This is a genomic window from Ornithinimicrobium tianjinense, from assembly GCF_014636495.1.
Lineage (GTDB): Bacteria > Actinomycetota > Actinomycetes > Actinomycetales > Dermatophilaceae > Ornithinicoccus > Ornithinicoccus tianjinensis.
Map to the genome: position 1 here is coordinate 683,465 of NZ_BMEM01000001.1, position 25,044 is coordinate 708,508.

The following is a 25,044-nucleotide window of genomic DNA, read 5'->3' on the forward strand; positions in this document are numbered from 1 at the left end:
GAGCGTCGCTCCAGGCACCCCCGCGCCAACCCGTCCCGGCGCCACGCCGACACGGACCGGCCCCAGAGTTCACGTGAACGCTGGGGCCGGTGCTCGTCGGCGTGTCGCCGTCACTCAGTCCTGAGCGCGGCGTCCACCACCTGCTGGGCCTCGGCCTGGACCTGCGCGAGGTGCTCGGGGCCGCGGAAGGACTCGGCGTAGATCTTGTAGACGTCCTCCGTGCCGGACGGCCGCGCCGCGAACCAGGCGGACTCGGTCGTGACCTTCAGGCCCCCGATCGCTGCGCCGTTGCCCGGCGCCTCGGTGAGGACGGCGGTGATCGGCTCGCCGGCCAGCTCGGTGGCCGAGACGTCGGAGGCCGAGAGCTTCTTCAGCGCCGCCTTCTGGGCCCGGTCGGCCGGTGCGTCGACCCGGGCGTAGGCCACCTCGCCACCCTCGGCGTAGCGCTCGACCAGCTCGGCATACCGCTGCGAGGGCGTCCGTCCGGTCGTGGCGATGATCTCGGAAGCCAGCAGCGCCAGGATGATCCCGTCCTTGTCCGTCGACCAGACCGACCCGTCCCGGCACAGGAACGAGGCTCCTGCGGACTCCTCGCCGCCGAAGGCGATCGAGCCGTCGAGCAGGCCGGGCACGAACCACTTGAACCCGACCGGGACCTCGATCAGCTCGCGTCCCAGCCCCTCGGCCACCCGGTCGATGAGCGAGGACGACACGAGGGTCTTGCCGATCGCCGTGTCCTCGGGCCAGTCGGGGCGCGCCCCGCCGTAGAGGTAGTCGATCGCCACGGCGAGGTAGTGGTTGGGGTTCATCAGCCCGCCGTCCGGGGTGACGATCCCGTGACGGTCAGCGTCCGCGTCGTTGCCCGTCGCGACGTCGTAGGCGCCCGCCCCGGCACCCTGCACGGTCTCGATGAGCGAGGCCATGGCGTCGGGGGAGGAGCAGTCCATCCGGATCTTGCCGTCCCAGTCCAGCGTCATGAAGCGCCAGGTCGGGTCGACGTCGGGGTTGACGACGGTGAGGTTGAGGTCGTGCTCGTCGGCGATCGCCTGCCAGTAGTCCACGGCGGCCCCGCCGAGCGGGTCGGCACCGATGCGCACACCGGCGCGACGGATGGCCTCGACGTCGATGACGCGGGGCAGCGCCCGGACGTACTCACCCATGAAGTCGTAGCGTCCGGCGGCGGCGAGCGCCTCGTCGAACGCCACCCGCCGCACGTCGGCCAGACCGCCGCGCATGAGCTCGTTGGCCCGGTCGGCGATCCACCCGGTCGCGTCGGTGTCGGCCGGCCCGCCGTGCGGCGGGTTGTACTTGAAGCCGCCGTCGCGGGGCGGGTTGTGCGAGGGGGTGACGACGATGCCGTCCGCCTCGCCGACCCTGTCCTTGCCGTCGGTCTCCCGGTTGTGCGCGAGGATCGCCCTGGAGACCGCCGGCGTGGGCGTGTAGCCGTCGCCGGAGTCGACCCGCACGTCCACGCCGTTGGCCACCAGCACCTCCAGGGCGCTGCGCCAGGCCGGCTCGGAGAGCGCATGCGTGTCGCGCCCCAGGAACAGCGGCCCGTCGGTGCCCTGCTCGCGGCGGTAGTCGCAGATCGCCTGCGTGGTCGCCAGGATGTGGTGCTCGTTGAACGCAGTGTCGAGCGAGCTGCCGCGGTGGCCGGACGTGCCGAAGGCCACCTGCTGGTCGACGTCGTCGGGGTCGGGCACGCGCTCGTGGTATGCCGTGAGCAGCGCCTCGACGTCGACCAGGTCCGCGTCCTGGGCCGGCTGCCCGGCCCGGGGGTGGCGACCCGGTGTCGCCTCGACGGCGGCCTCGGCGTCGCTGACCGGGGCCTCGCTGACCTCGGTGTCGCCGACCTCGGCCACCTCGGTGGCCACGACCGCTTCGGCCACAGGCTCCGGCTCGGGGTCGGGCACCAGCCACACCGCGCCCATCGGCGGGACGGTCACCAGCGCGGAGAACGGCTGGTGCTGGTGGGCGTAGTCGTGCGCCTGGACGTGGCCCATGTTGCCCACACCCGAACCGCCGTAGACCTGCGCGTCGGTGTTGAGCACCTCGCGCCAGCGGCCGCCGTAGGGCAGACCGACGTGCACGCGCTCCTGGGTGATGCCGCTGAAGTTGACGACCACCGCGACGACCGGGCGCAGCCCGTCGGCGCCCTCGTTGCCCCACCGCAGGTAGGAGTAGAGGTTCTGGGCGGCGGCGTTGGCGTCGAGCCAGGCGAAACCGTCCTTGTGGTGGTCGATCTGCCAGAGGGCGGGGTGCTCGGCATACAGGCGGTTGAGGTCCCGCACGAGACGCTGGACACCGGCGTGCCCGGGCTGCTCGGTGAGCTCCCACTGCAACGTGCCGCCGTCGGCCCACTCACGGGCCTGCGCGAACTCGCTGCCCATGAAGAGCAGCTGCTTGCCCGGGTGGCTCCACTGGTAGGCCAGGAAGGCCCGGAGCGTCGCGAACTTCTGCCAGGCGTCGCCGGCCATCTTGCGCACGAGCGAGCCCTTGCCGTGCACGACCTCGTCGTGGCTGATCGGCAGGATGTACTTCTCCGAGAACGCGTAGACCAGCGAGAACGTGATCGCGTGGTGGTGGGCCGAGCGCAGGAGCGGGTCGTGCGCGAGGTAGCCGAGGGTGTCGTGCATCCACCCCATGTTCCACTTGTAGCCGAACCCGAGCCCGCCGTCGTGGACGTCCTTGGTCACGCCCGGCCACGACGTCGACTCCTCGGCGATCATCACGATGCCGGGGTTGCGGCGGTAGGCCGTCGCGTTGGTCTCCTGCAGGAGCGAGACGGCCTCGAGGTTCTCGCGACCGCCGTGCTTGTTGGGGATCCACTGGCCGGGGCCGCGGGAGTAGTCGAGGTAGAGCATCGAGGCGACGCCGTCGACGCGCAGACCGTCGGCGTGGAACTCCTCCAGCCAGTAGCTGGCGTTGGCCACGAGGAAGTTGCGGACCTCCGGCCGGCCGTAGTCGAAGATGTAGGAGCCCCACTCCGGGTGCCAGCCCTTGCGGGGGTCCGGGTGCTCGTAGATCGGCGTCCCGTCGAACCGGGCGAGCGCCCAGGGGTCGGTCGCGAAGTGCCCGGGGACCCAGTCGAGGATGACGCCGATGCCGGCGCGGTGCATGCGGTCGATGAGGTAGCGCAGGCCGTCCTCGTGCCCGAACCGGCTGTCGGCGGCGTAGTAGCCGGTGACGTGGTAGCCCCAGGACGGTCCGTAGGGGTGCTGCATGACCGGCATGAACTCCACGTGGGTGAAGCCCATCTGCTGGACGTAGCTGACGAGCTCCTCGGCCAGCTGCTCGTAGCCCAGGCCCTCGCGCCACGAGCCGAGGTGCACCTCGTAGATGCTCATCGGGCCGTGGTGGACGTCGGTGGCGGCCCGGCGCTCCATCCACTCCTGGTCCTGCCACCGGTGCGAGGACACGGTGACGACGGAGTTGTTGAACGGCGGGACCTCGGTGGCCCGGGCCATCGGGTCGGCCTTGGCCCGGCGGATGCTGTCCGGGCCGGTGATGTCGTACTTGTAGTGCGCGCCGGCGCCGACGCCGGGCACGAAGATCTCCCAGACGCCCGACGGCTCGTGCACGCGCAGCGCGTGGGACGCGCCGTCCCACCCGTTGAACTCGCCGACGACGTGGACCGCGAGCGCGTTGGGCGCCCACACCGCGAAGCGGGTGCCCGGCACCTCGCCCATCTCGTCGCGCACGGTCATCACGTGCGACCCGAGGATCGTCCAGAGCTCCTCGTGGCGACCCTCGGCGATCAGCTCGAGGTCGTGCTCGGCGATCGTCGGCGCGTGCCGGTAGGCCTCGTCGACGAGCTGGTCCTGCCCGCGCTCGCGCACCCTCAGCCGGTAGGTCGGCACGGACTCCAGCGGCACCACGGTGACCCAGATGCCCCCGGTCTCCGGCGACATCGGGAACTCGCTGCCGTCCGGCAGGACCACCGTCACCGCGTCGGCCGCCGGCCGCACCGTCCGGACCGTCACGTGACCCTGGTGGGCGTGCGCGCCGAGGACGGTGTGCGGGTTGCTGTGCAGGCCGTAGACGACGTCCGTCGCCTCCTCGAGGTCGAGGGGCAGGGTATGCGGTGCGGCCGGGGCCGCGGGCGCGTCCAGGAGGGCCCGCTCGACGGGGCCGGACGTCCACGGCCCGCTGACCACCTCGCCGGTGACCACGGCGGGGGAGGACAGCGCGTCGTCCCAGGCGCGGTCGCGCTCGACCTCGGGGTCGACCGCCTCCCAGCCCTCGGCGCGCGGTGCCAGCCCGCTCGCCGCCACGTGGGCCGAGCCGGAGAGGACGGCGGGAGGGTTCGCGTCGACGGAGGGCTGCGGCTCCTCGCCGCCGCCGGTCGGCAGGCCGGCCGCTGCGGCGCTCGCGGTGTCCGGCCGGAGCGCGCGAGTCATCTCCGCGGGCGGCGGCACTGGGGCGTGGGGCGCGCTGCCGCTGGCCGGGCGGCGGGAGGCGTGGACGGGGGTGAACGTCGAGGGGACGACCTCCTCATCCTTCTCCACCACGTCGTCGTCGGGCTCGCCGAGTGCCGCCAGCATCTCGTGCGGGGCCTGCACCGGGGCGTGCGGGTAGACGCCGCCCGCGGACGGGTAGCCGTGCGCGGCCGTCGCGTAGTCGGTGAGGTGATCGTGCTGCTCGGGCGCGGGCTCGGTGTCGGGCTCGGGCTGGGTGTCGTGCTCGGACTGGGTGTCGGGCTCGGGCACCGGGGTCGCGGCATACTCCTCGGGCGCAGCCTCGGCGACCACGCGACCCTCCTCGTCGGCGAGAGAGGCGGCGCCGTCCCCGACGTCCTGCACCCCCACGCCGAAGTCGGCGGCGACGGGGGTGTGGTGCTGCTCGTCCCCTTGCTCGTCCCCCTGCCCGTCATGAGACTGCGGCTCGTCCGCGCGGTGGCGGCCCGGCGCGGTCGGCGAGGGCACGAAGGGGCCGTCGGCGGACAGGTGGCGGCCGGAGCGACCGCCGGTGATCAGCCGCTGGACGGCGCCGACCGGGATCGGCATCCAGTCCGGGCGGTTGCGCGCCTCGTAGACGACCTCGTAGAGAGCCTTGTCGAGCTCGAGAGCATCGAGGACCTGACGGCGCTCGACCGCGTCCAGGTCGTCACCGCTCGCGGCGGCGTACCCCTCCAGGAAGGCGGCGCGGGCGGCGGTCGACCAGTCGTCGCGCTCGCCCCCGCCCTCGTGGGAGACCGTGGCGGCGGCGTAGTCGAAGGAGCGGAGCATCCCCGCGACGTCGCGCAGGGCGAGGTCGGGGGCCGTGCGCTCCTCGAGCGGGCGCAGCGGCTCGCCCTCGAAGTCCAGCAGCACCCACCCGCGGCCCGGCACGTCGAGCACCTGACCGAGGTGGAAGTCTCCGTGCACCCGCTGGAGGGGCGGCAGGTCCAGGTCGTCGAGCTCGGCATAGACGCGCTCCACGTCCTCGCGGTAGGTCTCCAGCTCGGGGACCTCGGCGTAGGCGTCCTCGGCGCGGCGACGCATCTGGTCGACGAGCGAGGACCGGGCGTCGACGTCGGCGGCTCCCGACCCGAAGGCCTCGCGCAGCACGCCGTGGACCGTCGCGGTCGCGGCCCCGAGGGCGCGGGCGCGCTCGGCGAAGTCCTCACCGGACCTCGCCGCCTCGAGGGCGGTGCGCCAGGCGTCGAGGGTGTCGGGCAGGAACTCCTGGGCGAACGCCAGGTGCCCCCGGGCCTCGGTGTCGTCGTCGAGGGGCCAGCGTCCCTCGACATACCCGATCGGGCCCGGGACGAGACGGTTGCCGGTGCGGCCGACGGCGCTGCCGACGGTCACCTCCGGGTTGTCACCCGGCTGCAGCACCCGGAAGACCTTGATGATGACCGGGCGGGTCTCGCCGAAGGCCTCCACGATGATCGAGGTGTTCGACTGCTCGCCGCTGAGCACCCGCGAGGAGCGCAGGGCGGGAGCGGTGCCGCCGGCGACGATGCGCCGGGCCCTGGCCGAGGGGACCTCGTGCTCGGCATACATCTCCTGCAGGAGCGTCTGGGCGAAGACGGGGTCGTGCGTCGCGTCGTAGACGTAGCGGGTGCCGAGCTCGTCGTGCTCGGCCACCGCCACCAGCGCGTCGGCGAGGAAGTCGACCGGCTCGGCACGGTAGGACAGCGGCACCTGGTAGACGACCGGCTCGGTCCCGGACTCGTCGACGAGGATGTGGTCCTCGAGCCCCACCTCGCCGAGCGGGTCCTCCCAGCGCAGGGCGGCGATCCGGCGCAGCTGCGGGAGCGCCCCGCCGCTCTTGCCGCGGTACCAGCGCTGCGCAGCCACCCAGGTGGGCAGGAACTCCGCGAACGACGGAGAGAGCGTGGACATCAGTTGTCCTCCTCGAGAGGGTTGAGGCCGAGCCAGAAGAAGTCGCGGGAGCCGAGGGTCAGCATGATCGAGCCGTCCTCGCCGACCGTCGGGAAGCCGGTGCCGCCGAACAGGTCGGTGGTGGGCAGGCCGGCGAGCCGCTCCGGCAGCTGGATGCGCGCCGCCTGCGGGCGGGACGCCAGGTTGTTGACGCACAGGACGGCGCGGTGACCCTCGCGGGTCTCGGTGTCGTCGTCGGGCAGGATGCGCAGGAAGGCCAGGACCGCGTCGTTGTCGGCGGGGCAGACGACGAACTCGCCCAGGCCGAAGACCTCCTGCCCGCCACGGACGGCGAGCATGCCGCGGGTCCAGTGCAGCAGCGAGGAGCTGCTCGCCATCTGGGCCTCCACGTTGACGCTGTTGTAGTGGTAGACGAGAGAGCTGATCACCGGCAGGTAGAGCTTGCCCGGGTCGGCCGTGGAGAAGCCGGCGTTGCGGTCGGGCGTCCACTGCATCGGCGTGCGGACGGCGTCGCGGTCGTTGAGCCAGATGTTGTCGCCCATCCCGATCTCGTCCCCGTAGTAGAGGCACGGCGAGCCCGGGAGCGAGAGCAGGAGGGCGTTGATCAGCTCGACCTCGCTGCGGGAGTTGTCCAGGAGCGGGGCCAGCCGGCGGCGGATGCCGACGTTGGCGCGCATCCGCGGGTCGGGGGCATACCAGCCGTACATGGCCGACCGCTCCTCCGGCGTGACCATCTCCAGGGTCAGCTCGTCGTGGTTGCGCAGGAAGGTGCCCCACTGGGTGCCGCGCGGGATCGCGGGGGTCTCCTCCATCACCCGGATCACCGGCTCGGCCTTCTCCTCGCGGAGGGCGTAGTAGAGGCGCGGCATGACGGGGAAGTGGAAGCACATGTGGCACTCCGGCGCCTCCTCGGTGCCGAAGTAGTCCACGACCTCCGCGGGCATCTGGTTGGCCTCGGCCAGCAGCACCCGACCGGGGTACTCCCCGTCGACCATGGCGCGCAGCCGCGCCAGGAAGTCGTGGGTGGGCTGGAGGTTCTCGCAGTTGGTGCCCTCCTCCTCGAAGAGGTAGGGGACCGCGTCGAGGCGGAAGCCGTCGATGCCCATGTCCATCCAGAAGCGCACGACGTCGAACATCGCCTCCTGGACCGCCTCGTTCTCGAAGTTGAGGTCGGGCTGGTGGGAGAAGAAACGGTGCCAGAAGAACTGCCGGCGGACCGCGTCGAACGTCCAGTTGGAGGTCTCGGTGTCGACGAAGATGATGCGCGCGTCGCTGTACTTCTCGTCGGTGTCGGACCAGACGTAGAAGTCGCCGTACGGGCCCTCGGGGTCGGAGCGGGAGGCCTGGAACCAGGGGTGCTGGTCGCTGGTGTGGTTCATCACCAGGTCCGTGATGATGCGTATGCCGCGCTCGTGCGCCTGGGAGATGAGCTCGCGGAAGTCGGGCAGGGTGCCGAACTCGGGCAGGACCGCGGTGTAGTCGGCCACGTCATACCCGCCGTCGCGCAGGGGCGAGGCGTAGAAGGGCGGCAGCCACAGGCAGTCGACCCCCAGCCACTGGAGGTAGTCGAGGCGGTTGATCAGACCGGTGAAGTCACCGGAGCCGGAGCCGGTCGAGTCGTCGAAGGCCCGCACGAGCACCTCGTAGAAGACGGCCTTCCGGTACCAGTCGGGGTCGTTCTTCAGACCGGGCTGGTGCAGGTTGAGTCCGCGCATGTGTGGTCCTTCAGCTCCTCGTCACGTGGATGATGTGCACCGGCTCCTCGCCGTAGCCCGGGCCCAGCCGGACGAACGGCGAGTCGTCCCACACCCAGCGCTGGCCGGTCACCAGGTCGTGGGCGACGAAGCGGTCGCCCCAGCCCAGCCCCAGCCCCAGGTCGGGCATCGACAGGTGCAGCCGGGTGGGTCGCACCTGGTGGGGGTCGAGGTTGGCGACGACCAGCACGGTGTCGCGGTCGCTGCCGTCGTGCGCGCCGCCCCCGTGCTTGGAGAAGACGAGGATGTTCTCGTCCTCGGCCTGGTGGAAGGTGATGTTGCGCAGCCAGTGCAGCGACGGGTGCTCGGCACGGACCCGGTTGAGCATCCGCAACCAGCCGCTGAGGTCCTCCCGGCCCTCGACGTGCTGGCCCCAGCGGCGGTCCTTGTACTCGTACTTCTCGTTGTCGACGTGCTCCTCGGCCCCCGGCCGGTTGACGTGCTCCACGTGCTCGTAGCCGGCGTAGATGCCGTAGGTGGGCACGAGCGTGGCCGCCAGCGCCGCGCGCACGAGGTGTGCGGTGGTCCCCCCGGTCTGCATGTAGGGGGTGAGGATGTCGTGGGTCGTCGGCCAGAAGCTCGGGCGCATGTAGTGGGCCGTCTCGGTCGCCAGCTCCGTGACGTACTCGCGGAGCTCGGCGGCCGTGTTGCGCCAGGCGTAGTAGGTGTAGGACTGCTGGAAGCCCACCTTGGCCAGCGTGCGCATCATCATCGGCTTGGTGAACGCCTCGGAGAGCCAGATCACCTCGGGGTGGTCGACGGCCACGTCGGCGATGAGCCACTGCCAGAACTCGACCGGCTTGGTGTGCGGGTTGTCGACCCGGAAGATCGACACCCCGTGGTCGATCCAGACCTGCACGACCCGGCGGACCTCGGCATACACCGTCTCGGGAGCGTTGTCGAAGTTGAGCGGGTAGATGTCCTGGTACTTCTTGGGCGGGTTCTCGGCGTAGGCGATGGTCCCGTCCGCGCGGGTGGTGAAGAACTCGGGGTGCTCGGTGGCCCACGGGTGGTCGGGGGAGGCCTGCAGCGCGAGGTCGAGCGCGACCTCCAGCCCCTCGGTCCGGGCCCGGGCCACGAAGGCGTCGAAGTCGTCCCAGCCGCCGAGGTCGGGGTGGAGCGCGTCGTGCCCGCCCTCCGCGGCGCCGATGGCGTAGGGCGAGCCGGGGTCGAGCTCCTGCGCCTCCAGCGTGTTGTTGCGGCCCTTGCGGTTGGTGCGCCCGATGGGGTGGACGGGCGTGAGGTAGACGACGTCGAAGCCCATCGCGGCGATGCCGGGGAGCCGCTCGGCGGCGGTGCGGAAGGTGCCGGTCGTCCACAGCCCGGTGGTCGGGTCCTGGGTGGCGCCCTCGGAGCGGGGGAAGATCTCGTACCAGGCCCCGGTCAGCGCGCGCCTGCGCTCCACCCACCACGGGTAGTCACGGCTCGGCGTCACCATGTCGCGCAGCGGGGCGTGGGCGAGGACCTGCCGGACCCGGTCGTCGGAGCCGGCGTGGAGCCGCTCGGCGACGGGCAGCGCGCTCGAGCGCAGCCGGGTGATGGCCTCCTCGAGCACGGCGCGATGGGTGTCCGGCCGCTCGATCTCGTCCAGGGCCCGCTCCAGGACGCGGGCGCCCTCCTCGAGCATCAGCTCGACGTCGACGCCGGCCTGCACCTTGATCGTGCCGTCGTGCAGCCAGGTGGCGTAGGGGTCGGACCAGCCCTCGACCCGGAAGCTCCACACCCCCTCCCGGTCGGCGAAGACCGTCGTCTGCCAGTGACCGAGGCCGGGGTTGACCAGGGTCATCGGGACGCGGTGCTCGACGTCGTCCGGGTCGGTCAGCACGACGGTCGCGTTGACCGCGTCGTGCCCTTCCCGGAAGACGGTCGCGCTCACGGTGAACAGCTCGTGGACGACGGACTTCGTCGGGCGGGCGCCCGCGTCGACGACCGGCTCCACGTCGAGGACGGGGATCCGGCCGATCGGCTGCTGGCCGAAGAGCGCCAGAGCTGAGATGTCGATGCCCGTCGAGGGGCGGGGTGTGGTCGAGTGCTCGGTCACGCGCCTCACGCTACCGTCCGGCTGCCGTCGGGGGTGCGCTGTGGGACGCGCGTCAAGATTGCTGACCCGTGTCGTTCGGGTGAATGCAAGATCTTGCAGACCTTTCCCCTATCCTCGTGCGCGTGAAGGCTATCCGTCGGCTCCACGTCCGCACCGTCCTCCCCGCGTCGCTGGCCCCGCTCCACGACCTCGCGCTCAACCTGCGCTGGTCCTGGCACCCCCCGACCCGTGACCTCTTTGCGAGCATCGACCCTGACCTGTGGGCCTCCACCGGTCAGGACCCGGTCGCGATCCTGTCGTCCCTGCGCAGCGACGACATGGACCGGCTGGCGGCGGACGAGCAGTTCGTCCGGCGCGTGCGCGAGGCGAGCGAGGACCTCGAGCGCTACCTGACCAAGCCGCGCTGGTACCACGAGCAGGGTGCCGGAGAGCGCGACGGTCGCACGCTCGACGCCATCGCCTACTTCTCGCCGGAGTTCGGCATCACCGCGGTGCTCCCGCAGTACTCCGGCGGCCTCGGCATCCTGGCGGGCGACCACCTCAAGGCGGCCTCGGACCAGGGCATCCCGATCGTCGGCGTCGGTCTCTTCTACAAGAGCGGCTACTTCGCCCAGCGCTTCAACGCCGACGGCTGGCAGCAGGAGTCCTACCCCGTCCTGGATCCTGACGACCTCCCGCTCTCCCTCCTCCGCGAGGAGGACGGCAGCCCGGTCGTCATCCGTCTGGGTATGCCGCGCGGCGCCCACCTGGACGCGCACGTGTGGCGCGCCCAGGTCGGCCGCGTGCCGCTGCTGCTGCTCGACTCCGACGTCGAGTCCAACGACCCCACGCGCCGTGAGGTCACCAACCGCCTCTACGGCGGCGGCGGCGACCAGCGCCTCGAGCAGGAGATGCTGCTCGGCATCGGCGGCGTCCGCGCGCTGCGCGCCTACTCGCGGATCACCGGTGCCCCGGTCCCGAGCGTCTACCACACCAACGAGGGCCACGCCGGCTTCCAGGGCGTGGAGCGGATCAGCGAGCTGGTCACCGGCGAGGCCGGGCTCAGCTTCGACGAGGCCCTGCGCGCCGTCCGCGCGGGCACCGTCTTCACCACCCACACCCCGGTGCCGGCAGGCATCGACCGCTTCGACGTGGGCGCCATCGCCACCCACTTCGGCGACCCCGGCTGCACCATCCCGGGGGTGCCGCTGGAGCGGCTCCTGAAGCTGGGTGCCGAGGACTACGAGGGCGGCGACGCCTCGCGGTTCAACATGGCGGTCATGGGCATGCGCCTGGGCCAGCGGGTCAACGGTGTCTCCGAGCTGCACGGCGCCGTCAGCCGCGACATGTTCAAGGGCCTGTGGCCGGGCTTCGACGTCGACGAGGTGCCGATCGGCTCGGTGACCAACGGCGTCCACGCCGGCACCTGGGTCGACCGCCGCCTCTACGACCTCGCCAAGGACCACCTCGGCCCGGAGGTCGCCAGCCGTTCGGTCTTCACCCGGATCCACGAGGTGCCGATCGACGCCTTCTGGTCGGCCAAGCGCCAGCTGCGCGAGCAGCTCATCGCCGACACCCGGTCCCGGCTGAAGAAGTCGATGGTCGCGCGCGGCCAGACCGAGGCCGAGCTGGGCTGGGTCGACTCCGTCCTCGACCCCGACACGCTGACGATCGGCTTCGCGCGGCGAGGTGCGACATACAAGCGCCTGACCCTCATGCTCCGCGACCCCGAGCGCCTCAAGAAGCTGCTCAACGACCCGGAGCGCCCGGTGCAGCTGGTCATCGCCGGCAAGTCGCACCCGGCCGACGACACGGGCAAGGCGCTCATCCAGGAGATGGTGCGCTTCACCGACGACCCCGAGGTCCGCGGCAAGATCATCTACCTGCCCAACTACGACATCGCCATGGCCCAGCAGCTCTACCCGGGCTGCGACGTCTGGCTCAACAACCCGCTGCGCCCGTTCGAGGCGTGCGGCACCTCCGGCATGAAGGCCGCTCTCAACGGCGCCCTCAACCTCTCGATCCTCGACGGCTGGTGGGACGAGTGGTACGACGGCCAGAACGGCTGGGCCATCCCGACCGCCGACGGCGTCGAGGACGCCGACCGCCGCGACGACCTGGAGGCGGCGGCGCTCTACGAGCTGCTCGAGAAGACGGTCGTCCCGACCTACTACGACCGGGACGAGCACGGCATACCGCGCCGGTGGTTGGACATGGTCAGCCACACGCTGTCGACGCTCGGCCCGAAGGTGCTCGCCGACCGGATGGTGCGCGACTACACCGAGCAGTACTACTGGCCGGCGGCGCACGCCGCCTGGGCCGTGGCCGCGGACGGTCACGCCGGGGCGCGCAGCCTGGCGCAGTACGTCACCCAGGTGCACCACAACTGGCCGCACGTGCGCGTCGACCACGTCGACGTCGAGGGCGTGGCCGACGCGCCGCAGATCGGCGACGAGATCGAGGTGCACGCCTTCGTCGCGCTCGGTGAGCTCGACCCGGCCTCGGTCAAGGTGCAGATGGCCTACGGGCGCGCCAGCGCCAGCGACACCCTGACGGACGTGGAGCTCGTCGAGCTCGCCCCGCAGCAGTCGTACGGCGAGGGTCGGCACCGCTTCGGCGGCCGCGTGCGCCTCGAGCGCACCGGAGCCCTCGGCTGGACCGTCCGCGTGCTCCCGGCGCACCCCCACATGTCGGCCGACGCCGAGCTCGGGCTGGTCACCCTGCCCTGACCCCACCCCTTCCCCCACCGGGCGCGTCCCGTGGTTGCTCTCAGCACCACCGGACGCGCCTTGTGGTTGCTCTCAGCGTGGGGTAGCGACGGGGCGCGTTCGGCGGGTCAGGTGGGGTCGGCCACGAGGAGCGTGAACGTCGTGGGGCCGACCGTGAGGCGCTCGCCGGGGGAGATGTCGGCGCGTGCGGGGGCGGCGGCGTCGCTGGACCAGCGCACCCGCCAGCCCGTCACGCCCTCGACGCTCGGCGTCACGACCTCGAGACGGTCAGGTCCGGCGTGGAGCACCAGCGCCACGGCCTGGCGGTCGTGCGCCGCGTGGAGCGTGTCGAAGACCGCGACCACCGTGCGCCGCCAGGGGTCGCGCCACTTCGCCTCGTCCACGACGTCCCCGCCCTCGTCGAACCACCGCAGCCTGGTGCGCCCGACCTCAGGCTCGAAGCTCGGGAACAGCGGCGTCCGCAGCAGCGCCAGCTCCCGCCGCAGCGTGAGCACCTCGGTGGTGTCCTCGAGCAGCTCGCGCTGCCAGGGCTTGAGGTCCCACCGCACCCAGGTCAGCTGGTTGTCCTGGCAGTAGGCGTTGTTGTTGCCGTGCTGGGTCCGGCCCATCTCGTCACCGGCGACCAGCATCGGCACCCCGGTCGACAGCAGCGTCGTGGCGAGCAGGTTGCGGATCGAGCGGTTGCGGTGCACGAGCACCTCGGCGTCCCGGGTGGTCCCCTCGACGCCGTGGTTCCACGAGCGGTTGTCGCTGTGCCCGTCGCGGTTGTCCTCACCGTTGGCGATGTTGTGCTTCTGCTCGTATGCCGTGAGGTCGGCCAGGGTGAAGCCGTCGTGGGCGGTGACGAAGTTGACGGAGGCGATCGAGCCGCGGTTGTCGTCCGAGAACAGGTCGGCCGACCCCGCCATCCGGGTCGCCAGCTCACGGATCCCGTGACCGGGCTGCCCGTTCAGGGCCCGCCCGACGTCCCCGAGCCAGAACGAGCGCGCGGTGTCGCGGAAGCGGTCGTTCCACTCGGCGAACGGGGCCGGGAACTGACCGGTCCGCCAGCCGTGCACGCCCACGTCCCACGGCTCGGCGACCAGCTTGACGCGGGAGAGCAGGGGATCGGTCTGCAGCGCCACGTGGAAGGCGTGGTCGCGCTCGTAGGAGTCGTCGCGCCCCCGCGCCAGCGCCGGGGCGAGGTCGAAGCGGAAGCCGTCGACGTGGTACTCCTCCACCCAGTGGCGCAGGGAGTCCAGCACCATGCGGGCCACCAGCGGCTGGCGCAGGTCGAGGGTGTTGCCGCAGCCGGTGACGTCGATGTCGCGGCCGCGCGCGTCGAGCCGGTAGTAGCTGGCGTTGTCCAGCCCGCGCCACGAGAGCGTCGGCCCCGACCCGGCGCCCTGCTCCGCGGTGTGGTTGTAGACGACGTCGAGCAGCACCTCGATCCCGGCGGCGTGCAGGGCCTTGACCGCACCCTTGAGCTCGTCGACGACCCCCTGCGGGTCGCGCGCCGCGGCATACCCTGCATGCGGAGCGAAGTAGCCCAGCGTGTTGTAGCCCCAGTAGTTGTGCAGCCCCAGCTGCGCGAGCGTCGGCTCGGTGACGAACGCGTGCACCGGCAGCAGCTCGAGCGTGGTCACGCCGAGGGAGGTGAGGTGATCGAGCACCGCCGGGTGGGCGAGCGCGGCATACGTGCCCCGCTGGTGGGGCGGGACCGCCGGGTGCCGCATGGTCAGGCCGCGCACGTGCGCCTCGTAGATCACGGTCTCGGACCACGGGACGGCCGGGAGCTGGTCCTCGCCCCAGTCGAAGCCGTGGTCGACCAGGACGCTGCGCGGCACCCACGGAGCGCTGTCGCGCCGGTCGCGCGTCTCGGACGCGGCGTTGCCGTGGTCGTCGACGACGTGGCCGTAGACCTCCGGCCGCCAGTGCACCCAGCCGTCCACCGCGTGGCCGTAGGGGTCGAGCAGCAGCTTGTCGGGGTTGTGGCGGTGCCCGGCCTCCGGCTGCCAGGGCCCGTGGACGCGGAAGCCGTAGCGGGTGCCCGGGAGCAGGTCGGGGACGCAGTCCCACCAGATGCCGTATGCCGTGCGCCGCAGCGGCACGCGGCGCTCGCCGTCGGCGTCGAAGAGACAGACCTCGACGGCGGTGGCGTGGCGGGCCATGACGGCCACCTCGGTGCCGCTCTCCGAGCGGGTCACGCCGAGCGGCGGGGGGACGTCGGTGCCGCGTCGCGGGCGGAGGGGTGGCGCCATAGGGGGTCAAGGATAGGGCCGGGGTACCTTGGGCCACATGAGCGATCCGACGTCCCTGCCCAACTTCCCCCCGCCGCCCGGTGACCGCCCCCTGACGGGCCGCGTCCTGGACGCGCTGCAGGACCTCCAGATGGACCCCGACCTCGACGGCGAGGGCGACGTGGCCTTCCAGGCCCGCGACCAGAAGCTCTTCGTCAAGGCCGTCCCGGGCAACCAGTTCGACGTGATGCGCGTCTTCGGCCAGTGGCAGATCTCCGGCTCGGTGCCCGAGGACCTGGAGACAAGGCTCAACGGCTGCAACGACCTCACCCTCGGCGTCAACCTGGTCAAGGCCGGCATCGCCAACGGCAACCTCGTGCTGGCCGTCGAGCAGGTCATCGCGCGTCAGGAGGACCCGAAGGCCAAGCTCCAGATCGCGGTGGGCCTGATCCTGCAGGGCCTGGGTCTGTGGCACCGCAACGTCATGGCCAAGAGCCGCGTCGCGGCCGGCCTGGACCCGGAGATCCCCGAGGACGCGCCCGAGGGCACCGTCGTCGGACCGTGGCTGTCCGTGGGCACCTCGGGCTCCCAGGGCACCACCGACGCGCAGGACGGGGACCAGGCATGAGCCGCACCGTCCGGACCGCCAGCGACTTCGTGCGCGTCGAGATCGAGTCCAGCATCGCCACCGTCCGGATCGACCGGCCGAAGATGAACCCGCTGTCCATCGAGGTGCAGGACGCGCTGGGCGAGGCGGCCGCGATCGTCTCGGCCGACGACGAGGTCGCCGCGGTGATCTTCTACGGCGGCGAGAAGGTGTTCGCCGCCGGTGCGGACATCAAGGAGATGCAGGGGATGAGCTACACCGACATGGTGCAGCGGGCCCCGCTCATCCAGGCGGCGTTCACCGCCGTGGCGCGGATCCCCAAGCCCACCGTCGCCGCCATCGAGGGCTACGCCCTGGGGGCCGGCAACGAGCTCGCCCTGTGCTGCGACTTCCGCGTCGCCGCCTCCGACGCCAAGGTCGGCCAGCCCGAGATCCTCCTCGGCGTCATCCCGGGGGCCGGTGGCACCCAGCGCCTCGCCCGCCTCGTCGGGGTCACCCGTGCCAAGGACCTCGTCTACTCCGGCCGGATGGTCGACGCGCAGGAGGCGCTCGAGATCGGCCTGGTCGACCAGGTGTGCGAGCCGGGTGAGGCCCACGCGACGGCGCGAGCCATGGTCAGCCGCTACGTCCACGGGCCGGCCTTCGCCCTGCGCGCTGCCAAGGAGGCCATCGACCGCGGCCTCGACGGCGACCTGGAGACCGGCCTGGCGATCGAGGCGATGCAGTTCGCCGGAGTCTTCGCCACCAAGGACCGCGAGATCGGCATGACGTCCTTCGTCAAGGACGGCCCGGGCAAGGCCTCCTTCGAGGGTCGCTGACGCTCCCGGGTATGCCGTGGGCCGGGTCGCGCGCTCGCGACCCGGCCCACGGCATACCCGGGAGGCGTTGACGGGGGGTCGTGTTCGTTGACGCGCGCGGAAGGTGCCAAGATGGGCCCACTGACCTACCCGACAACCACGAGGACGTGACGCGAGTGAACATCGTCGTCTGTGTGAAGTACGTGCCGGACGCCCAGGGCGACCGGCACTTCGAGGCTGACAACACGACCGACCGCGAGTCGGTCGACGGGCTGCTCTCCGAGCTGGACGAGTATGCCGTGGAGGAGGCCCTGAAGCTCGTCGAGTCCGGCGACGGTGAGGTCACCGTCCTCACGATGGGTCCCGAGGACGCCGCCGCGGCGCTGAAGAAGGCCCTCCAGATGGGTGCCGACAAGGCGGTGCTGGTCACCGACGAGGCGATCGCCGGCTCCGACTCGGTCGCGACCTCGCTCGTGCTGGCCGAGGCCGTCAAGAAGATCGGCGGGGTCGACCTGGTCCTCACCGGCCTGGCCTCCACCGACGGCTCGATGAGCGTGGTCCCGGCGATGCTCGCCGAGCGCCTCGGGCTGCCGCAGGTCACCTTCGCCTCCGAGCTGACCGTCGAGGGCGGCTCCGTGCGCATCCGCCGCGACTCGGAGACCGACTCCCAGACCGTCGAGGCGAGCCTGCCGGCCGTGGTGTCCGTCACGGACCAGATCAACGAGCCGCGCTACCCCTCGTTCAAGGGGATCATGGCGGCCAAGAAGAAGCCCGTCGAGACGTGGAGCCTGGCGGACCTGGGCGTGGACGCCTCGCAGGTCGGGCTGGACGCCGCGTGGAGCAAGGTCGAGGCCGTGCAGGCCCGTCCGCCGCGCACCGCCGGCGAGATCGTCACCGACGAGGGCGAGGGCGGCCGCAGGCTGGCCGAGTTCCTGGCCTCCCGCACGTTCGTCTGACCCGGATCGCTGAGCGAGGAAGAAGAGAGACATGGCTGAAGTTCTGGTCCTGGTCGACCACGTCGACGGCGACGTCCGCAAGTCCACCGCCGAGCTGCTCACCGCCGCGGCCCGCCTCGGGGAGCCGTCCGCGGTCTTCGTCGGCGCCGGTGCGGACGCGGCGAAGGAGACCCTGGCCCGCCACGGCGCGGCGAAGGTCTACCGGCTCGAGTCCGCCGACCTCACCGACCACCTGGTCGCCCCGGTCGCCGAGGCGCTGGCCCAGCTCGTCGAGCGCACCAGCCCGGTCGCGGTGCTGCTGCCCTCCACCAACGAGGGCAAGGAGATCGGCGGCCGCCTGGCCATCAAGACCTCCTCGGGCCTGGTCACCGACGCGGTCGACGTCCGGCCGGGCGCCGCGGGCGGCGTGCAGACCACGCAGTCCGTCTTCGCGGGCTCCTACACGGTGACCGCCTCGGTCACCAAGGGCAGCCCGATCGTGACCCTCAAGCCCAACTCCGTCCCCGTGGAGGAGGCGGCGGGCGCGGCGGCCGAGGAGGTCGTCGACGTCCAGGTCTCCGACGGGGCCAAGGCCGCGCGGATCGTCGAGCGCAAGGAGAAGACCGCCTCCGGCCGCCCGTCGCTGACCGAGGCCGCGATCGTGGTCTCCGGCGGGCGCGGCACCGGTGGTGACTTCGGTCCGGTCGAGGCGTTCGCCGACGCGCTCGGGGCCGCCGTCGGTGCCTCCCGCGCCGCGGTCGACGCCGGCTGGTACCCGCACTCCTCCCAGGTCGGCCAGACCGGCGTGCAGGTCTCCCCGCAGCTGTATGTCGCGGCCGGCATCTCGGGCGCGATCCAGCACCGCGCCGGCATGCAGACCTCCAAGACCATCGTCGCGGTCAACAAGGACCCGGAGGCGCCGATCTTCGAGCTCGTCGACTTCGGCGTGGTCGGGGACCTGTTCACCGTCCTGCCGCAGGCGACCGACGAGGTGAACGCCCGCAAGGGCTGACGCCGCCCCGGCGCACGAGCCGGCCGTGACTCCCGGGGGGTCACGGCCGGCTCGTGGCGTCTGCGGGCGTCCGGGCGGGCCGGGCTGCCGCCGTAGAATCGGACAGATGCCGGCCTCCGCACACCCCGTCTACCTCGACCACGCCGCCACCACGCCGGTGCTGGCCGAGGTCGTCGACGTGGTCACGCGGACGATGCGCGACACCTCGCTGGGTAACGCCGCGTCGCTGCACGCCCCGGGGCGGGCCGCCCGCCGTGTCGTCGAGGAGTCGCGGGAGCGGATCGCCGAGGCGCTCTGCGTCACCCCGTCGGAGGTGGTCTTCACCTCCGGGGGCACCGAGGGGGACAATCTCGCCGTCAAGGGCACCTATGCCGCGCGCCGTGCCGCCGACCCGCGTCGCGACCGCGTCGTGGTGAGCGGGATCGAGCACCACGCGGTCCTCGACGCGGTCGAGCACCTCGTCAGGGGCGGTGCGAGGGTCACCTGGGTGGAGCCCGACCCGGACGGTGTCGTCAGCCCCCACGCGCTGCGGGCCGCGCTGGAGGCCGACGGCGGCCCGGGCACGGTCGCGCTGGTGAGCGTGATGTGGGCCAACAACGAGGTCGGCACGGTGCAGCCGGTGGCCGCGCTGGCGGCCGAGGCGCACGCGCACGGCATACCCGTGCACAGCGACGCCGTCCAGGCCCTCGGGCAGGTGCCCGTCGACCTCTCCGCGGTCGACCTGGGCGTCGTCACCGGCCACAAGATCGGCGGCCCCGTCGGCACCGGCGTCCTCACCGTCGGGCGGGACCAGGCCCCGGAGCCGCTGGCCCACGGTGGCGGCCAGGAGCGCGGCCTGCGCTCGGGCACCCTCGACGCGGCGGGCGTCGCCGGGCTCGCCGAGGCGGTCGCGCTCGCGGTGGCGCGCCGGGCGGAGCACGCCGCCCGTCTCGCGTCCCTGCGCGACGCCCTGATCGGGGGAGCCCTGACGATCGACCCCACGATCACCGTCAGCGGGGCCTGGGCGCCCGACGACACCACCCGGCGGCTGCCGAGCAACGCCCACCTGCGGGTGCCCGGGTGCGAGGGCGACTCCCTGCTCTACCTGCTCGACGCGGCGGGGGTCGCCTGCTCGACGGGGTCCGCCTGCACGGCGGGCGTGCCCCGCCCCAGCCACGTCCTGCTCGCCATGGGGGTGCCGGAGGAGCAGGCGCGCGGCGCGCTGCGGCTGACGCTCGGGCACACCTCCACCCCCGCGGACGTGGAGGCGTTCCTGGCCGCGCTCCCGCAGGCGCTCGAGGGCGCCCGGCGCGCGCACGCCGCGGCGGGGGGCCGGCCGTGAGGGTCGTCGCGGCCATGAGCGGGGGCGTCGACTCGGCGGTCGCCGCGGCCCGCATGCTCGACGCGGGGCACGAGGTCGTCGGGGTCCACCTGGCGCTGGCCCAGTCCGCGGCGACCCTGCGCGAGAGCGCCCGCGGCTGCTGCACGATCGAGGACGCCGGTGACGCGCGACGCGTGGCGGACCGCCTCGGGATCCCGTTCTACGTCTGGGACATGGCCGAGCGCTTCCGCGAGGACGTCGTGGAGGACTTCGTCTCGGAGTATGCTGCCGGCCGCACCCCCAACCCGTGCCTGCGCTGCAACGAGAAGATCAAGTTCGCGGCCCTGCTCGACAAGGCGCTGGCGCTCGGGTTCGACGCGGTCGCCACCGGTCACTACGCACAGGTCGTCGAGGTCACCGACCCGGCCGTGCCCGGTGGGCTGCGGCGCGAGCTGCGCCGGGCGGTCGACCCGGCCAAGGACCAGTCCTACGTGCTGGGGGTGCTGGACGCCGACCAGCTGGCCCGCTCGTTCTTCCCGCTCGGCGACTCGACGAAGCCGCAGATCCGCGAGGAGGCGGCGGCCCGCGGCTTCAGCGTCGCGAAGAAGCCGGACAGCCACGACATCTGCTTCATCGCCGACGGCGACACCCGGGGCTGGCTCGCCGGTCGGCTGGGGGAGCGGCCCGGCCCGATCGTCGACGTCGACGGCACCGTGCTGGGCGAGCACGGTGGCGCCCACGGCTACACGGTCGGCCAGCGCCGGGGCCTCGGCCTCAAGGTCCCCGCCGCCGACGGCTCCCCGCGCTACGTCGTCTCCACCGACACCCGCACCAACACGGTCGTCGTCGGGCCGGAGGAGCTGCTCGGTGTCGACGTCATCGAGGGTGACCACCTGCGCTGGTGCGGCCCCGTGCCGGTGGGGGAGCAGCGCGTCGGGGCCCAGGTGCGCGCCCACGGCCAAGAGATCCCGGCGACGGCGCTCGTCGAGGGGGGAGACGGCATACCGGGGCGGGTGCGGGTGCACCTGGACGAGCGAGTGAGGGGTGTGGCGCCGGGCCAGTCGGTCGTCCTGTATGCCGGCACGCGCGTCGTCGGGTCCGCCACCATCGCCGCGACGGGTAGCCGGGGGGCAGCGGTCGACTAGGGCGCCGAGGGGCAGCGGTCGTCCAGGGCGCCGACAGACCCACTCTCGCGACCGGACAGCCCCTGTGGCGACCAAGGTGGGTCACTGGGCGAGGTGCAAGCCCGTGGTGAGCGGGCCTCCAGGAACTGACGAGGCCCCCGCCAGCAGGTGCTGACGGGGGCCTCGCGCCGGGGGTGGTGTCAGCCGCCGAGGTAGGCCTCGCGGACCGAGCTATCCGTGGCCAGCTCGTGCCCGGTGCCCGAACGGACGATCTCGCCCGTCTCCAGCAGGTGGGCGGTGTCGGCGAGGCGGAGCGCCTGGGCGGCGTTCTGCTCGACGAGGAGCACGGTGGTGCCCTGGGCGTTGATCTCCTTGATGATCTCGAAGATCTGCTGGATCAGCTTGGGCGCCAGGCCCATCGACGGCTCGTCGAGGAGCACCAGACGCGGGCGGGCCATGAGCGCGCGGCCCATCGCCAGCATCTGCTGCTCGCCGCCGGACATCGTGCCGGCGACCTGGTTGATGCGCTCGGAGAGGCGCGGGAACAGCTCCAGGACGCGGTCGAAGTCAGGCTTGAGCGCTGCCGACGAGCGGTCCTTGCGGGCATAGGCGCCCATGTCGAGGTTCTCCCGGACGGTCATGCCCGGGAAGACGCCACGACCCTCGGGGGACTGGCTGATGCCCAGCTGCACCCGCTCGTGGGCCGGCACCTTGGCGATGTCCTTGCCGTCGAAGAGGACGCGACCGGTGCGGATCTTGCGCAGACCGGAGATCGTCTTCAGGGTGGTGGACTTGCCGGCACCGTTGGCGCCGATGAGGGTCGCGATGGAGCCCTCCTCGACGCCGAAGGTCAGCCCGCGGATGGCCTCGATGTGCCCGTAGTTGACGGACAGGTCCTCGACCTCAAGAAGCATCGGTGCCCTCCTCCTCGTTGTGGTGGTGGTGATCCACGACGTCGGCCGCGTCGCCGCTGACCACCGCGTCGATCGCGTCGGTGCCGCCGTGCTCGACGGCCTCCCCCACCTCGTCGGTCTCGACACCGAGGTAGGCCGCGACGACCGCGGGGTTGTTGCGGATCTCCTCGGGAGTGCCCTCGGCGATCTTCTTGCCGAACTCGAGGACGACGATCCGGTCGGTGACGCCCATGACGAGCTTCATGTCGTGCTCGATGAGGAGCACCGTGTAGCCCTGGTCGCGGACCTTGCGGATCAGCTCCATGAGCCGTTGCTTCTCCGAGGGGTTGAAGCCGGCGGCCGGCTCGTCCAGGCAGAGCAGCCTGGGCTTGGTCGCCATGGCACGGGCGATCTCCAGGCGGCGCTGGTCGCCGTAGGAGAGGTTGCCGGCCAGCTCGTCGGCGTCCACCTTCACCCCGACGAAGTCCAGGAGCTCCTGGGCCAGCTGGCTGCCCTCGTGCTCCTCCCGACGGTGCAGCGGCAGGCGGAACAGCGCGCCGAGCACCGAGGTCTTGTGGCGCGCGTCGGCGCCGACCATGACGTTCTCCTTGACCGTCATCGTGCGGAAGAGCCGGATGTTCTGGAACGTCCGGGCGATGCCGAGCCGGGTGATCTTGTGACGCTTGCGGCCGGTGAGCGGCTCACCCTCGAAGCGCACCTGTCCCGAGGTCGGCTGGTAGACGCCCGTCATCACGTTGAAGCAGGTCGTCTTGCCCGCGCCGTTGGGCCCGATGAGCCCGAGGATCTCGCCCTCACGGATCTCGAAGCTCACGCCGTTCAGCGCGGTCAGACCGCCGAACTTGAGCGTGACGTCGTCGACCTCGAGCAGCGCCTTGCCGCCCGGGGCGACGGCGGTGGCTGCCGCGCCGGCAGAGGTGGTGTCAGTCATGGCTGCTGGTCTCCTCCCCGGTGCGGGGGTCGGTGTGGGTGGCGAGGGTGTCGGCACTGCGCTGGCGGTTGAGCGCACCGCTGCCGGCTGCGCCGGCGTAGGGGTCGGACGGGGTGTCCTCGACGTCGCCCTCCTCCAGTGCCGCCACCTCCTTGCGTGCCTTCTTGACCCTGGCTGTCCGGCCGGGCGGGATCAGCCCCTCCGGGCGGTAGGTGGCCAGGAGCATCAGCGCCAGGCCGAAGACCAGGACGCGCCACTCCTCGAAGCCGCGGAAGCGCTCGGGCAGGTAGGCGACCACGACGGCGCCGAGGATGACACCCCAGCGGTTGCCCTGACCACCGACGACGACGGCCGCGAGGAACATCACCGAGAGCAGCAGTGCGAAGGACTGCGGGTTGACGAAGCCCTGCTTGGTCGCGAAGAGCGCACCGGCGAGGCCGCCGACGAGCGCGCCGAGCGCGAACGCGAGCAGCTTGAACTTGAAGGTCGCCACGCCCATGATCTCGGCGGCGTCCTCGTCCTCGCGGGTCGCCTCCCAGGCGCGTCCGACGCGCGACTCCTTGAGGCGCTTGTCGAAGAAGAGCACGACCAGGATGACGGTCAGCGCCACCCAGTAGTAGGGCACCTGGTCCAGCACGCCGAACTCGAGGAAGGTGGTCGTGCGTCCGAGATCGACGAGCGGCACCCCGGTGTCCCAGGAGATGTGCGGCACGGTGAAGAGCGGCAGGTCGGGCGGGGACGGAATCTTGGAGATGCCGGCCGCCGCGCCCAGCCACTCGGAGTTGACGAGCGTCAGGCGCACGATCTCGCCGAAGCCGAGCGTCACGATGGCCAGGTAGTCTCCGCGGACCCTCAGCGTCGGCGCACCGAGCAGGATGCCGCTGACCATCGTGGTCAGCATGGCGATCGGGAGCACGAGCAGGAACGGCCAGCTCCCGTGCTCTGACGTCAGGACCGCGACCGTGTAGGCACCGACGGCGTAGAAGCCGACGTAGCCCATGTCGAGCAGACCGGCATACCCGACCACGATGTTGAGGCCGATCGCCACGAGGGCGTAGACGGCGACCGTGAACAGGACGCCGCCGAAGTCGGTGTCCGGGGTGGAGATGATCGGCGGGTTGAGGATCGGCAGCGCGTAGAAGAACAGGACCACGAGCAGGCCCAGGAGCCAGCGCACCGGGCGGGGTGCCCGGTGCCAGGCCTCACGGATGCGCGCGCCGCGCAGCGCGGCGGCCCGGGACGTCCCGGCGCTCGCGCGGGGTTCGGTGGCGTCGGTGCTGGCGGCGGTGCTCATGCGCGGGCCTTTCCGAGCGACTCACCGAGCAGGCCGGTGGGTCGGAACAGCAGGATGAGGACGAGCAGGGCGAAGGCGACGACGTCCTTCCACTCGGTCCCGATCACGGCGGAGCCCCAGTTCTCGGCCACGCCGAGGACGAAGCCGCCGAGCAGGGCGCCGCGGAGGTTGCCGATGCCGCCCATGACCGCGGCCGTGAACGCCTTGACGCCCATGAGGAACCCGGCGTCGAAGCGGGTGGCGCCGATGCGGACCATGTAGAGGGTCGCGGCCGCACCGGCCATGATGCCGCCGAGCAGGAAGGTCAGCTGCACCACGCGGGTGGAGTTGACGCCCATGAGGGCGGCCGACTCCGGGTCCTGCGCGACGGCGCGGATGCCTCGACCCAGGCGGGAGCGCCGCACGAACTGGTCGAGCAGCACCATCATGAGCAGCGCGGAGAGGATGACGATCACGTCGATGTTGGTCACCCGGTAGTCACCGATGGTGAACAGGCCGACACGGGGGATCTCCAGCGGCAGGCCGCGGGTGTCGCGCGCCCTGGCGACGTAGGGCGCCAGCTCGTCGTCGAGGCCGACGAAGCCGACGAGGCGGTCACGCAGACCCATCGCCTCGGCGAGCATGAACGAGGCGCCGATCGCCGAGATCAGGGCGATGAGGCGGGGGGCGCCGCGGCGGATCAGGGGCCGATAGGCGACGCGCTCCAGCAGCAGGGCGACGGAGGCCGAGACCGCCATGGCCACCAGCAGGGCGATGGCGAACTTGCCGTAGACGGCCGGGCCGGTCGTGCCGGACGCGCCCATGAAGTAGAGGACCCACACCACGGCGAAGGTGCCGTACATGAAGACCTCGGAGTGGGCGAAGTTGATGAACTGCAGGACGCCGTAGACCATCGTGTAGCCCAGGGCGATGAGCGCGTAGACCGCACCCAGGGCCAGGCCGCTGATCGTCAGCGCGAAGAAGTTGTCGAACAGGAACTGCACAGGGATCTCCCGTCAGGTCGGTGAGGACTCGCGTGACACGCGCTGCGGCCGGTCCCGGTGGGGGCCGGCCGCAGCGTGGGTGTCGGTGGGCCGTGGGGC

The 25,044-nt window shown here is 72.0% G+C and carries 15 protein-coding genes; 7 read left to right on the top strand and 8 right to left on the bottom strand.

Features of this window, described 5'->3' with window-relative positions; genetic code table 11:
* Positions 1-110: 110 nt before the first annotated feature.
* From glgB to IEV65_RS03260, 3 genes are read right to left on the bottom strand one after another with little or no spacing between them, the layout of a single operon-like run.
* Positions 111-6,329, bottom strand: coding sequence for a 1,4-alpha-glucan branching protein GlgB (gene glgB / locus IEV65_RS15890; RefSeq protein WP_188428154.1), 6,219 nt, complete (start codon positions 6,327-6,329; stop codon positions 111-113).
* Complete coding sequence (treS, locus tag IEV65_RS03255) at positions 6,329-8,044, bottom strand: maltose alpha-D-glucosyltransferase (RefSeq protein WP_188428155.1); 1,716 nt, start codon at positions 8,042-8,044, stop codon at positions 6,329-6,331. The genes glgB and treS overlap by 1 nt, the downstream gene beginning before the upstream one ends.
* Positions 8,045-8,054: 10 nt before the next feature.
* The gene (locus tag IEV65_RS03260; RefSeq protein WP_371870147.1) at positions 8,055-10,124 is read right to left on the bottom strand and encodes a maltotransferase domain-containing protein; all 2,070 of its coding nucleotides are present in this window, start codon (positions 10,122-10,124) and stop codon (positions 8,055-8,057) included.
* A 122-nt stretch (positions 10,125-10,246) separates the two neighbouring features.
* Here IEV65_RS03260 and glgP point away from each other — a divergent pair, with 122 nt between their 5' ends.
* Entirely contained in the window at positions 10,247-12,832 is a 2,586-nt protein-coding gene (gene glgP, locus IEV65_RS03265; protein ID WP_188428156.1) for an alpha-glucan family phosphorylase, read from the top strand.
* 107 nt (positions 12,833-12,939) lie between these two features.
* Here the strand turns inward: glgP and glgX are convergent, their stop codons facing one another.
* Positions 12,940-15,072 (bottom strand): glycogen debranching protein GlgX, encoded by a 2,133-nt coding sequence (gene glgX, locus IEV65_RS03270; protein ID WP_188428157.1) that lies wholly within the window; start codon positions 15,070-15,072, stop codon positions 12,940-12,942.
* 37 nt (positions 15,073-15,109) lie between these two features.
* Between glgX and IEV65_RS03275 the strand changes: the two genes are divergently transcribed.
* The 6 genes from IEV65_RS03275 to mnmA all read left to right on the top strand — a co-directional run bounded on the left by IEV65_RS03275 (position 15,110) and on the right by mnmA (position 20,847).
* Positions 15,110-15,679, top strand: a complete 570-nt coding sequence (locus IEV65_RS03275; RefSeq protein ID WP_188428158.1) for a hypothetical protein — start codon at positions 15,110-15,112, stop codon at positions 15,677-15,679.
* Entirely contained in the window at positions 15,676-16,476 is an 801-nt protein-coding gene (locus IEV65_RS03280) for an enoyl-CoA hydratase/isomerase family protein (protein WP_188428159.1), read from the top strand. The genes IEV65_RS03275 and IEV65_RS03280 overlap by 4 nt, the downstream gene beginning before the upstream one ends.
* Positions 16,477-16,631: 155 nt before the next feature.
* Complete coding sequence (locus IEV65_RS03285; protein ID WP_188429417.1) at positions 16,632-17,411, top strand: electron transfer flavoprotein subunit beta/FixA family protein; 780 nt, start codon at positions 16,632-16,634, stop codon at positions 17,409-17,411.
* Between the two features lie 31 nt (positions 17,412-17,442).
* On the top strand, positions 17,443-18,402 hold the full coding sequence (locus IEV65_RS03290; RefSeq protein ID WP_188428160.1) for an electron transfer flavoprotein subunit alpha/FixB family protein: 960 nt from the start codon (positions 17,443-17,445) through the stop codon (positions 18,400-18,402).
* A 106-nt stretch (positions 18,403-18,508) separates the two neighbouring features.
* Positions 18,509-19,723, top strand: coding sequence for a cysteine desulfurase family protein (locus IEV65_RS03295; protein ID WP_188428161.1), 1,215 nt, complete (start codon positions 18,509-18,511; stop codon positions 19,721-19,723).
* Positions 19,720-20,847 (top strand): tRNA 2-thiouridine(34) synthase MnmA, encoded by a 1,128-nt coding sequence (mnmA, locus tag IEV65_RS03300; RefSeq protein WP_188428162.1) that lies wholly within the window; start codon positions 19,720-19,722, stop codon positions 20,845-20,847. The genes IEV65_RS03295 and mnmA overlap by 4 nt, the downstream gene beginning before the upstream one ends.
* Positions 20,848-21,026: 179 nt before the next feature.
* On the opposite strand, the gene IEV65_RS03305 is transcribed toward mnmA, so the two are convergent.
* From IEV65_RS03305 to IEV65_RS03320, 4 genes are read right to left on the bottom strand one after another with little or no spacing between them, the layout of a single operon-like run.
* Positions 21,027-21,740: an ABC transporter ATP-binding protein gene (locus IEV65_RS03305; protein WP_188428163.1), complete on the bottom strand. Its 714-nt coding sequence runs from the start codon at positions 21,738-21,740 to the stop codon at positions 21,027-21,029.
* Positions 21,730-22,668, bottom strand: coding sequence for an ABC transporter ATP-binding protein (locus tag IEV65_RS03310; RefSeq protein WP_188428164.1), 939 nt, complete (start codon positions 22,666-22,668; stop codon positions 21,730-21,732). Before IEV65_RS03310 ends, IEV65_RS03305 begins: the two co-directional genes overlap by 11 nt.
* Entirely contained in the window at positions 22,661-23,962 is a 1,302-nt protein-coding gene (locus IEV65_RS03315; protein ID WP_188428165.1) for a branched-chain amino acid ABC transporter permease, read from the bottom strand. Before IEV65_RS03315 ends, IEV65_RS03310 begins: the two co-directional genes overlap by 8 nt.
* Complete coding sequence (locus tag IEV65_RS03320) at positions 23,959-24,945, bottom strand: branched-chain amino acid ABC transporter permease (RefSeq protein WP_188428166.1); 987 nt, start codon at positions 24,943-24,945, stop codon at positions 23,959-23,961. The genes IEV65_RS03315 and IEV65_RS03320 overlap by 4 nt, the downstream gene beginning before the upstream one ends.
* Positions 24,946-25,044: the final 99 nt, after the last annotated feature.